Source organism: Faecalibacterium sp. 9, assembly GCF_048320955.1.
Taxonomy (GTDB): domain Bacteria; phylum Bacillota; class Clostridia; order Oscillospirales; family Ruminococcaceae; genus Faecalibacterium; species Faecalibacterium wellingii.
Genome location: NZ_JBLWGB010000001.1, coordinates 453,616 through 464,714, shown reverse-complemented (window position 1 = coordinate 464,714; position 11,099 = coordinate 453,616). Strand labels below are relative to the sequence as shown.

The following is an 11,099-nucleotide window of genomic DNA, read 5'->3' as shown; positions in this document are numbered from 1 at the left end:
GACAAAGTACAACAGATATGTTATACTAGGCCAGTCAGATCGGTCGGTGTCGATGACGGTGAGGTTCCACCTGTTCCCATTCCGAACACAGAAGTTAAGCTCACTTGTGCCGAAGATAGTTCGCTGGAAACGGCGCGTGAAAATAGGTAGTCGCCGACTTGAGTTATCAGAATGAAGAAACCGCATTCTGATAATATGCACCTCTAGCTCAGTTGGTAGAGCAACTGACTCTTAATCAGTGGGCCCAGGGTTCGAGTCCCTGGAGGTGCACCAGATATTGAACGTCAAATCGTAAGATTTGACGTTCTTTCTTTATGTAGGAAAGCGGCTGCACACTTTCTGCACACCGCTTGCACATTTGCCCGAATCGGGGGCCTTTCTGTGCAAGGTTTGCACAGCCTGCTTTCCTTTGCATAAAAAGAAGAGATGTTAAGCGAACAAGGCTCTCGTCAACTCCCTGCGTTCGTCTGCGTCCATCAGCCGGATGGCTTCAAGGATCTCCTTACCGGAGATTTTTGTTGCCACCGGCTTTTCATTTTGCCGGGGCTGGGGTGCTGCCGGGGTCAGGTCTTGGGAATAGAAGTTTGCTTCGATTTTCTCGGTCAACTCCAACCGGGGCTTGTCCTGCGTGTGAGCGTAGGTGTCCATCAGGACAGATGCTGTCGCATGGCCGGTATTGCCCTGCACCGACTTGAAGTCGCCGTCCGACTGCAACAGCTGGTAGGTGGCACTGGAGTGCCGCAGACCGTGGAACACGATCTGCTCAAACTCCGGGTGCTCTGCCCGCCATAACCGGTACCATTTTGTTAGCAACTCCGGCGCAATGGGCAGACCATCCGGGAGCCGGAACAGTTGCCCGCAGTTGCTGTACTTTTCTGGGGCGTTCTGCTCGTCCTGTTTGAGCTTTTCAAGCCATGCCAGAAGCTCCTCTTTCAGCGGTTTGGTCATATACAGGATGCGGTTCGACTTTTTGGTCTTGGGCTTTTTCAGGATAAGAGAGGACTTGCTGCCCTCACGCCTGTCCGGGAAGGTGTAGTAGACCTGCTTGGGGTCGAGCTTTTCCAGAGCGTCCTTGTTGGCTCGCTGCATGGTCTTGCTGACCGAGATGGTGCCACGCCCATCGGCGGCATCAAAGTCCAGATCACTCGGCTGCAAGCCGAGAATTTCGCCCTCACGGAGCGAAAGGATCATGCTCATGTGCACCGCCAGATGCAGGGCAGGGTTCTCGATGGTTTGCAACGCTGCCAGCATGGTTTTCTCGTCCCAGATGGTGCGTTCCTCGATGTTGACCTTGGGGGCATCACGGGGCAGGGGAATCTTGTGGATCAAGTCCCATTCCACCGCATAGGAGAACGCCGTTTTCAGCAGCGTGTGGACTTCGTGGATAGAGGTGCTGGACAGCAGCCGCTTCTTCTGCTTCTTGGTCTGATCCTGCTTGATACCCTTCACATACTGCCCGCAGGGGGTCTTGGCAAGGGTGGCGTAGAACTTCTCGATGTCGTAGGTGCGCAGCTCCTGCACCTTCCGTTTACCGATATAGGGCACGATCAGGTTCTGCACCATCGCTACGGACTGGGTGTAGGTCTTGGGGGACCATTTGTGCTTGGTAGACTGGATCGGAATCCATTTGTACAACATCTCCTCCACCGTCATGGTGTCGGGGACAAGGAATGTGCCGTCCAGCAGTTCTTTCTCGACCGTGATCTTCCGCTCCTGCGCCTCCTTTCTGGTCTTGAAACTTTCCCATCCCTCGCAGGGCTTGCCGGAATGGTCTTTGTACTTGTAACGGACGGAGTAAGAATCTCCGCGCTTCATGATAGATGCCATAGATTACCTCCCTCAGACTGCCGCAAACCAGTTGTCGAAACTCTGCTTGTTCACCCGGATGCTGGTGCCGATGCGTAATACTCGGAAATCTTTCGTGGTATTGCACAGGTTGTACGCAGCGCGGGGAGAGATCGCCAAAAGTTGGGCAATCTCCTCCACCCGGTAAACAAGAGGTTCGAGCTTGGCTGCTTTGGTCTGGTCAGAAGATTCAATGGCAGGGGTTTTGGACACCTCCATTGTAGCGAGGTTCGAGTCCGTTTGCAAGGATTTATTCGTATAATCTTTATATTTCACATCTTCGGTCATATCAGGCCGATTCATATTCATAGGCAGTCCTCCAATTCCTTGTAACCGAACGCCTGTAACCGGGCAGGAAAATTATCTTTTTTGCACACAGGGCATTCGGTAGGCTTTATACTTTTTCTTACCTTTTTAAGGTTACATGGTTACAGAAAACGGAAAAAGCAGCAGTCGTGCGGCTTTTTCGCCGTAACTAGAACGTAACCGAACCTGTAACCAGACGTGTGACCACTGTTCATCAGAAAGGAAAGCCCAGTTGCTTGGCTTCCGCATCCGTTATTTCGGAGAAATTTTCAGCCCCGGTTTCGGGGCTGGTTACGCGCTCCCAACCTTTCTGAACGCCCGTACTTCGGGTAACGCTTGGCGGTCTTGTGTGCCTGCCAGCCTTGGATATCGCCGCGCGAAATGCCGGTGTTCATGATCTCGCAGATAGCACGGGTCTCCCACTCTGCCGGGATGTTCGTGTTGCCCAGAGCCTCCGCATAGAGCTGCTTGGAACACACCCGGTCACCCGTGTAGTCCTCCAGAAAGGCGTAGATCATACCAGCCTGTGCGTCCTCCTGCATGAAATCCTGCTGGTGGGCTTGCAGGGTTTCCTGCATGGCGGGGCTGAATGCCAGCTTATAGTTGCCGCTGTTGTAGATGGTCATGGCTTCTGCCCAAAGCTGGTTGATATAGGCACGGGATTCGGCTTCATCGTCTAGAATGTGGACTTCTGCTAGTTCCGCATCCACCGGAACGGGGATAAAGCGGCGATTGCCCGTGCGGTCACGGGGCAAAAAATCCTGCCGATTGGTCGTGCCAGCAAAGACACACTGGCGCAGACGGTCGGCAGGATGGGTCTTGTAGGGGACTTTATAGGTCTCCTTCTGTTTGCTGAGAAAGCTCTTGATCTCCTCGATGCTCTTAGCATTGGCGGTGGCAATCATCTCCGACATTTCAATGATCCAGTGCCCTTGCAGCTTTCGGTACACGTTGTCATCGTCCAACCGACGCAGATCATCCGAGAACCACTCGTCCTTGACCGCCAGCAGCCGGAAGAAAGTGGACTTCCCCGGGTCTCGCCTGTCGGCTCGGTCGGTGCTTCAAAATGCCTGCAGCATTTTGAGGTCGCCACTGGCGACCCGCACCCTTGCCCGCCCACCAGACAGAGCATGGTTTCAAATTTGCATCCCGGCTGGAACACGCGCTTGATGGCTCCCAGCAAGAAAATCTTCATGGCTTCGCAAGTGTACTCGTCCTCCGCAGCACCGAGAAAATGGTGCAGGACGTGGGCTATCCTTTCCGTACCGTCCCATTGCAGGCCGTTCAGGTAGTCCCGGATGGGGTGGTAGCGGTTCTCGTTGGCAACGATGCGGATGGCGGATTCGATCTTCTTCTCGCTGGAAATACCGTATTTCTCCATTCTCCGCAGGATATACTTCATATCGGTATCGTTCAGGGTCTTGCCGGAGCGAGGCCAGCCCACAGGCTTTACGATGTCGATGCGCTCGCTCAACAAGTTCAGCCGGATGGCATCGGCAAGCACATGGTCGTTCTGCAGAATCGTGATGCAGTTTTGGATCGTCCGCTGGATCTCGCCGTTGGAGTGCTTGGTCAGCATTTCTTTTACGTCCGCAACGGTTCGGGGAGCGAGTTCTTCTTGATTGACTTCTTTGCGCAATAAACATCACCTCGTACTATTATTGAAAGCGATTTTCTGACTTTTCCGCAGTTGAAAGTACAGATGGATTCCGCTGCGCCTGTTCTGCCTGCAAACGGCTCAACAGTTGCAGAACGGAATCCCGTGCTTTCTCCTTGACCTGTTCCTTGCCTTTCTGCCGAGCCTCCGGCTTCAGCAGCTTTTCCTGCAGACGTGCAGCGGTGGATTGCATGGTCTTGAGGAACTTGTCCAGCACGGTGTCCAACCGATGGGCGGCGTACTCTCTCGTGGCCTGCGGAGCCTTGCGTTCAGGGGACAGCACCCACTTCTTCGTGTCCTCGATCATCCGCATATCCTCTTTCCGAGTCTCGGTGCGCACCACATCGGTCACGACCTCCACCGCCTTGTCGTAAGCCGCAGCCGATACCTCGTCGATCAGCGTTTCCATGTCGTTGACCTTGAGGGTCAATTCGTCCAGCTTGTTCTGCTGGGCGGCAAGCTGTTCCTTTTGTTTAGCAAGGATGAAATCCTGCTTTTCCAGATATTTGCGGTTGCCGTACTCCGCTTCTTCCTCCAATTCCAGCCCGTGCCGCTTGGCGATTTCAAACAGCATCTTCCGGCAGGCGGCATCAAAGGTGATTTTGCGGTTGTTGCGGCGGCTGAGGGGCTTGTCCGGGTCGGGCAGCTCAAAGCCCAACGCTTCCAACGCCTTTTCCTGCTGGGGTGCCACCTCGCCGTACTTATTCTCACAGTCGAACACATGACGTTCGTGGATGTGGGGTGTGCTTTCGTCCAGATGCAGTGCCCAGTCCAGCACATGAACATGGTCGCCAAACTTGGACTTGAACTCGTCAATGAACTCGGTGACGATGTTCAGCAAGTCCTCCGCCGAAGCGTGTTCATCCAGCGTTCCCAGCTGGTAGATGGTCTCTTCCGGGCAGGCCTTGCGGCTGGACAGCAGGTCGGGAATGGAGCGGTTGCGTTCCGTGTGCCGGATCTTGGCGTTGCGCTCGTTCTGGTTTTCCACAAAAGCCGTGTAGTGGGTTTCGTAGAACTGCCGTTCTACGTCCGAGAAGGTTGCCGCCAGATCGTCCGGGTCTTGTGGGTCAAGAGCCGAGCGGAAACCGTGAAAGCAGTCCCAGTAGATGTTGCCCTTGGCTCGTTCCGGGTCGATGTGCTCACTGTTGGCAAGGTTGAAACTGCGGTCATTGTGCTTGGGGTTGTAAGTGCCGTGTGCTCCGGCTCGTCCGTTGTGTCGTGTTAATTTCAGATAGACATTCCTCCGTTTCAACAGCTTGGCGTGGAAAAACGCAGCAGCGGAGCTGCTGGATCTGCCGCCGTTTTGCGCCAGATAATACCCAGTAGGATATGACGCACAGCATCATATCACTGGGCAAGGCGTTCCCCCTTGACTCCCTTCAACGGGCCATTTTGGCCCGTTGATTTTGGCAAGCTGGCGGGCAAAGATTTGCGAATCTCTGCCCGCAGCTCGTCCGGCTTTTTCAGTGGGCCATTTTGACCCACTGATTCTGTTACAGGTAAAAAATCAAGTGCCGGATAGCGGCACCTGATTTTCAACGACTTTGAGGCGTTACAGGTAGAATCAAGTGCTCATTTTGATCACCTGATTTTTACGGAGTGGGAGTGACGTGTTACAGATAAAACCGGAGTTATCAAAATGGAAACTCCGGTGGCTCTGCCACGGATGCAATCAAGTTATCATTTTGATAACTTGATTTTGATACGGCTACAATCAAGTTCCCAAAGTGGGAACTTGATTCGGCGGGAGTTGCAAATCAAGTTACGGAAAGCGTAACCTGATTTCAGATGACAGCCCGAATTCCCACTTTGGGGATTTGGGAGTGAGCGATTAAGAGTTACGGTATTTTGGCACTTCCCAGAATGGGAGGTGCCACTTTACTAAATAAAAGTAACACCGATAAGGAACTTGACAAACTTTGTCAAGTTCCTCAAAGAGAAGTGTGTGCGATTGTTTTACGCTGGCGGTAGCCTTTCTGCCGACAGGCATTGCTGCAATATCTGGCATCTGCCCGAATCGGTAAGAACTGCTCCCCGCAGCAAGCGCAGGTATACGTTCCACGTTCGGCACGCTTTTTAAGGCTTTTCCGTAGATTCAGCATCTTGTGACCGCATGTTTGGAAACTGCAATATTTGCGGTTTCGGGTCTGGGTGTAGAGGACCTTGCGGCAGTATTCACATTGGATTCTGCGCACACTGGGGTCGCCATCAATGAAATATTCCATCAGGGTGTCCTGATTTTCACGTTCCCATTGTTCTGTTGTCATAGGCATCCTCCTTTGGCTGTTACAGGTGTGTGGTGGATAATGAAAAGCATTATTTGCCCCAAATGTTACGGGTATATGGTGGTTACCAAAATGATAACCACCACTTTTACACAATAAAGCGTTACGATTGTCTGGTTGGTGATCAAAATGATCACCAACTAAAATCTGTGCGTTAATGCTGGGTGGTAAGTGGACATTTTGTCCATTTACCACTTCCAAGTGGTGAGTTACGGTTTTCGTAACCCACCATGGGGTAATCGTGTTACAGTAATCTGGCAAATACCGGAAAGCGACACTTACCAGATTTCACCGTGGCTTGACAAAATGTCAAGTCGAGGTTAAGCGTAGCACGAACAGAATCAATGTGGACAAATTGTCTACATTGATTCAAGCTGCGGCAATTCACCCCATGTGGTTAAAATGTCCACATGAGGTGAGCCGTAACGCATAAGGTTTTTCTGGTGAATGACGCTTTGTGTCATTCACCACATCAACTGGCCATTTTGACCAGTTGATATTGGGTGCGCCGTTCTCCCTGCATGGCTTTCCTGCCCCCTTCCGGCGGCGTTTTCCGGCTCTCCCTTACGGGGTCATGGCCGGGTATCCAATGCAGACGGTCTTTCGGTTTTTAAGGTACGGTGCTGGATTTGGCAATAAAAAATCGCCACACAACAACCTGAACCTGACCATCCCTTCCGGGATGGCCTTAGTTCGGGTTTGCTATGTAGCGATAAGAAAGTCAAAAACTTGCTCCGGCTCCTTCGGGAGCTGAGCTGGAACTCTAAGTAAATATGTTATATTAAATTGTTGGAATAGATTACCACAAAAATCGAGCCATGTCAACAAAAAGCTTTGAGAACACGCTGATTTCGGCAGATTGCAAGAAAAAACAAGGGAAACCTTGGCGAAAAGAGAGAGGGCTGGACGGCACTAGCCCCCCTGTGGGTCACAATTGCGCTATAACATCAACGACCTTTCAGGATCGGCGCAAGCCGCTTGTATATTAGCATGGTAAAGCCGCCGATGACAAGTCCTTTCAGAATGTTGGAAGGCAAGGCATTGAACAGCACAATGTCCAGCTTTGTGTGAATGAACGGCAGGAACGCGCCGAAAGAGGCGATGAGCTGATCCAACGGCATAAAGGTTTCAAACAGGGGAAGCAGGATGAAGTAGTTTGCCAGTGCTGCGGCAATACCTATCACAAAGCTGGCGGTGACACAGGCGATCCATGCTGTTTTCTTGGTTTTGTGGCGTTTATAAATAGCTCCGGCAGCGACCACATAAGAAGCGCCCATCAGAAAGTTGGCAATCTCTCCATGCTCCATTGAGGATATCTCTCTATCAATGAGAGATAGGGGTTTATCAAGTTTTACATAAAATTACATTGCCGGTGAGCATACAATGAGCAGATGTTTTTTATTGCCTTTCGAGTATAGATACGTTAAAATATACTTATTAAGCATGATGAATTTGGGAGGTATTTTTCGTGGAAATTAGAGTTCTTCGATATTTTCTGACTGTAGTAAGGGAAGAAAGTATCACAAAAGCCTCAGAAGTTTTACATATCACGCAGCCGACACTTTCACGTCAGCTTGCACAGATGGAGGAAGATATTGGTGTAAAGCTGTTTGATAGAGGGACACGGAAAATCAAATTGACAAATGAAGGAATACTTCTTCGCCGTCGTGCGGAAGAAATTTTGCAGCTTGTAGATAAGACAGAAAAAGAATTAGTGGAGCAAGAGGAACAGGTGGAAGGTAAAATTTCCATTGGGTGTGGAGAAATTGCTGCTGTACAACTTCTTCCTAAAATAATTGAGTCCTTTCGTCAGAAATATCCCCGTGTTACTTTTGACATTTTTACAGCCACAGCAGATTTGGTAAAGGAACAAATGGATAAGGGACTACTGGATATTGGTTTGCTTCTTGAGCCGGTTGATATGGAAAAATATGAATTTATTCGCTTGAATATAAGGGAAAAATGGGTGGTTCTGATGAAATCGGATGATCCACTCTCCAAGAAAGAAACGGTAAGCGCAAAAGATTTGTCTGTACTGCCTTTGATTCTTCCAAGGCGTATGAATGTGCAGAGTGAGTTGGCAAGTTGGTTTGGCAACTACTATGAGAAACTGGATATTGTTTTTACCAGCAATTTAAGTACGAACAGCGCAATTATGGTGAATGGAGGCTTGGCATATTCATTGGTGATTGAAGGGGCTGTACCCTTCTGGGATCAATCAAAGGTTACATTCAGACCGCTTGATCCGCCACTTACAGCAACAAGTGTATTAGCATGGAAACGTGGTCAGCCGTTTAGCTTAGCAACCACAAAATTCATCAAACATATTCAATGCTTTTTAGGCATGGACAAGCCATAAAAACTAAGTATTTGATATAATTCAATTAGAAAATTATAATATAGGTGTAGAGATAAAGCAAACAGCTTTCATTTCTGCACCTATATTTTTTATTGAGGAGGGAGTGCCATTTCATGAAACCGGATTATGATTCTCTTATAAACGCCGGATTAAGCAAAGAAGAAATCGCAAAAATTTCAGGATGTGAAGATCAAGAAATGCAGATAAGGATGTTGCGAAAATATCGGTACAAATTGCTTGATGAGGTACATGAAAAGCAGCAGTCACTTGATGCAATCGATTATATGATCTGTAAAATAAAAAATAACAATAAATGGGACTATGGGTCTTTATCGGCTTTTACACAGTGAAAGGACTTAGAAAGATAACCTCACAGAGTAGAAGAAAGGAATAAATTGTAAAATCTTAGTGGAGGAAAAGGCATGAATCAGCAAACAACTCTGTTTTCAAACGAGAAGTTGATGGCTATGATTATTCCCCTGTTTTTAGAGCAGCTGCTGATAATGCTTGTAGGGATGGCGGACACACTGGTGGTCAGCTACGCAGGAGAAGCGGCAGTATCCGGTGTTTCACTGGTAAATCAGTTCAATACTATTTTTATTTATCTGTTTACAGCATTGGCATCTGGAGGGGCGGTTGTGATCAGCCAGTATATTGGTAGGAAGAAAAATGATGACGCTGGAGAATCCGCCAGTCAGCTTCTATCATTCTCTACGATTTTTTCCATACTGATCGCAGGGATGGTTCTAATTGGAAATGAAGGGATGCTTCGTCTGATGTTCGGTAAAGTGGAAGATTCTGTGATGCACGCTTGTATTACATATCTTAGGATTTCTGCATATTCCTATCCGGCATTGGCGGTTTACAATGCTGGCGCTGCCCTTTTTCGCAGTATTGGAAAAACCAGTGTGACCATGTATTTGTCGGTAATTTCCAATATCATCAATGTTATTGGAAATTTCATTGGTGTATTTGTTTTGCGTGCAGGTGTTGCAGGTGTTGCATACCCTTCACTGATCGCTCGGACATTTTCAGCCGTGATGATTACAGTACTTTGTTTTCAGAGAAAAAATGAAGTGTTCTATCGCTGCAAGTGGATTTTTCGGTGGAATGTGGATTTCATGAAACAAATTCTAAAAATCGCTATTCCAAATGGGATGGAAAACGGTGTATTCCAGTTAGTCAAAGTAGCATTAAGCGGTATCGTTGCACTTTTTGGAACATATCAGATTGCTGCAAATGGTGTTGCACAAAGTATCTGGTCGTTGGCTGCGCTGGCGGGAGTCGCTATGGGTCCAGTATTTATAACGGTCATTGGACAGTGTATGGGAAATGGGGATGCAGATGCTGCGGAGCATTATTTTAAGAGATTGACAAGAATCACATTGCTGATTTCATCGGCATGGAATCTTTTGATTTTTCTTCTGACTCCATTCTTTATGAAATTTTATGCTTTGCAGCCGGAGACCAAACGGCTTGTAATCTGGCTGGTTTTAATCCATAACGTGTTTAATGCAGCAGCATATCCCTTTTCCGGTGCGCTTAGTAATGGGCTGCGGGCAGCGGGTGATGTGAAATTTACCATGTATGTTTCGGTTATATCTACAATAGCAGTGCGTCTCCTTTTATCATGGTTCTTAGGAATTGTTTTGAAAATGGGCGTGATCGGGATTGCCATTGCAATGGTTTGTGACTGGAGCATTCGTGCGGTCATATTTTTCTGGAGGCAGAAGTCCGGAAAATGGAAAACATTTCAGGTGATATAGATTCATTTATGGGTAAAAAGTCTGTGAGTTGGATGTGGGCATTGTAACAAACGCTGCCCGTTCCATGTAGATCAGGTTGCAAGGATGCAAGAAATTTTAGGCTATTTTAATTCTTGAAGGGAGAATCAATCATGACAGAAAAAGATTTTAAACAGATCTTCCCATTGGGTGAGAAAAATGATGCGTATGCACAATATTTTGTTGGACAGAGTTACCTGTCCATGCTGACAACGGAAAGAGTTGGAATTGCAAATGTAACTTTTGAGCCAGGATGCCGGAATAACTGGCATATTCATCACAAAGGCGGACAGATTTTGCTCTGTACTGCCGGACGTGGATATTATCAGGAGTGGGGAAAACCGGCTCAGGAGATGAACCCCGGTGATGTCATCAATATTGCGCCGGAAGTGAAGCATTGGCATGGAGCTGCTCCTGATAGCTGGTTTTCTCATTTGGCGGTGGAGGTCCCGGCAGAAGGAAGTTCTAATGAATGGTTGGAACCGGTGAAGGAAGAAGAATACAGTAAGCTAAAATAGGGAGACAGATTATGAAAAAGGTAACAGCGGGCAGAGATGCCCTGGGTGATTTTGCACCAAAATTTGCGGAACTGAATGATGACGTGCTGTTTGGAGAAGTGTGGTCACGAGAAGATAAGCTGCCTGCAAGAGACAGAAGCATCGTCACAGTAACAGCACTTATGGCAAGCGGTGTTCTGGACAGTTCTCTTGCCTTTCATATAGGAGAGGCAAAAAAGAACGGTGTTACAAAAGAAGAAATGGCAGAAATTTTGACACACGCTGCCTTTTATGCTGGCTGGCCGAAAGCATGGGCAGCATTCCGCATGGCGAAGGAAATCTATCAGGACTAAGGAGGAAAAACAT

At 48.4% G+C, this 11,099-nt stretch carries 10 protein-coding genes, 1 tRNA gene, 1 rRNA gene and 1 pseudogene; 7 read left to right on the top strand and 6 right to left on the bottom strand.

The features are described from left to right. The first annotated feature begins 42 nt into the window (after window positions 1-42). Both rrf and ACKXF9_RS02190 read left to right on the top strand, forming a co-directional pair. Window positions 43-159: ribosomal RNA gene (gene rrf / locus ACKXF9_RS02195) — 5S ribosomal RNA — on the top strand. A 38-nt stretch (window positions 160-197) separates the two neighbouring features. Continuing rightward, a tRNA-Lys gene (locus tag ACKXF9_RS02190) sits at window positions 198-273 on the top strand. Between the two features lie 156 nt (window positions 274-429). Here ACKXF9_RS02190 and ACKXF9_RS02185 read toward each other — a convergent pair. From ACKXF9_RS02185 to ACKXF9_RS02160, 6 genes and pseudogenes are all read right to left on the bottom strand, one after another. Then, window positions 430-1,827 (bottom strand): site-specific integrase, encoded by a 1,398-nt coding sequence (locus ACKXF9_RS02185; RefSeq protein ID WP_418265163.1) that lies wholly within the window; start codon window positions 1,825-1,827, stop codon window positions 430-432. Between the two features lie 12 nt (window positions 1,828-1,839). Continuing rightward, window positions 1,840-2,154, bottom strand: a complete 315-nt coding sequence (locus tag ACKXF9_RS02180) for a helix-turn-helix domain-containing protein (RefSeq protein WP_055192331.1) — start codon at window positions 2,152-2,154, stop codon at window positions 1,840-1,842. Between the two features lie 211 nt (window positions 2,155-2,365). Beyond that, window positions 2,366-3,730: pseudogene (locus tag ACKXF9_RS02175) on the bottom strand (VapE domain-containing protein). 79 nt (window positions 3,731-3,809) lie between these two features. Then, entirely contained in the window at window positions 3,810-5,060 is a 1,251-nt protein-coding gene (locus tag ACKXF9_RS02170; RefSeq protein WP_418265162.1) for a hypothetical protein, read from the bottom strand. 679 nt (window positions 5,061-5,739) lie between these two features. Further along, window positions 5,740-6,075, bottom strand: coding sequence for a hypothetical protein (locus tag ACKXF9_RS02165; RefSeq protein ID WP_418265161.1), 336 nt, complete (start codon window positions 6,073-6,075; stop codon window positions 5,740-5,742). 965 nt (window positions 6,076-7,040) lie between these two features. After that, window positions 7,041-7,400 carry an ECF transporter S component gene (locus ACKXF9_RS02160; RefSeq protein ID WP_348584052.1) on the bottom strand — a complete coding sequence of 120 codons (360 nt, stop codon included), beginning with the start codon at window positions 7,398-7,400 and terminating at the stop codon, window positions 7,041-7,043. Between the two features lie 161 nt (window positions 7,401-7,561). Here ACKXF9_RS02160 and ACKXF9_RS02155 point away from each other — a divergent pair, with 161 nt between their 5' ends. From ACKXF9_RS02155 to ACKXF9_RS02135, 5 genes are all read left to right on the top strand, one after another. Further along, window positions 7,562-8,452, top strand: a complete 891-nt coding sequence (locus tag ACKXF9_RS02155) for a LysR family transcriptional regulator (protein WP_349935395.1) — start codon at window positions 7,562-7,564, stop codon at window positions 8,450-8,452. Between the two features lie 113 nt (window positions 8,453-8,565). Then, window positions 8,566-8,802, top strand: coding sequence for a hypothetical protein (locus tag ACKXF9_RS02150; RefSeq protein WP_348584048.1), 237 nt, complete (start codon window positions 8,566-8,568; stop codon window positions 8,800-8,802). 72 nt (window positions 8,803-8,874) lie between these two features. Beyond that, entirely contained in the window at window positions 8,875-10,218 is a 1,344-nt protein-coding gene (locus ACKXF9_RS02145; RefSeq protein WP_371292653.1) for an MATE family efflux transporter, read from the top strand. Between the two features lie 131 nt (window positions 10,219-10,349). Continuing rightward, window positions 10,350-10,754: a cupin domain-containing protein gene (locus ACKXF9_RS02140; protein WP_348584045.1), complete on the top strand. Its 405-nt coding sequence runs from the start codon at window positions 10,350-10,352 to the stop codon at window positions 10,752-10,754. An 11-nt stretch (window positions 10,755-10,765) separates the two neighbouring features. After that, window positions 10,766-11,086, top strand: coding sequence for a carboxymuconolactone decarboxylase family protein (locus tag ACKXF9_RS02135; RefSeq protein WP_015561020.1), 321 nt, complete (start codon window positions 10,766-10,768; stop codon window positions 11,084-11,086). Window positions 11,087-11,099: the final 13 nt, after the last annotated feature.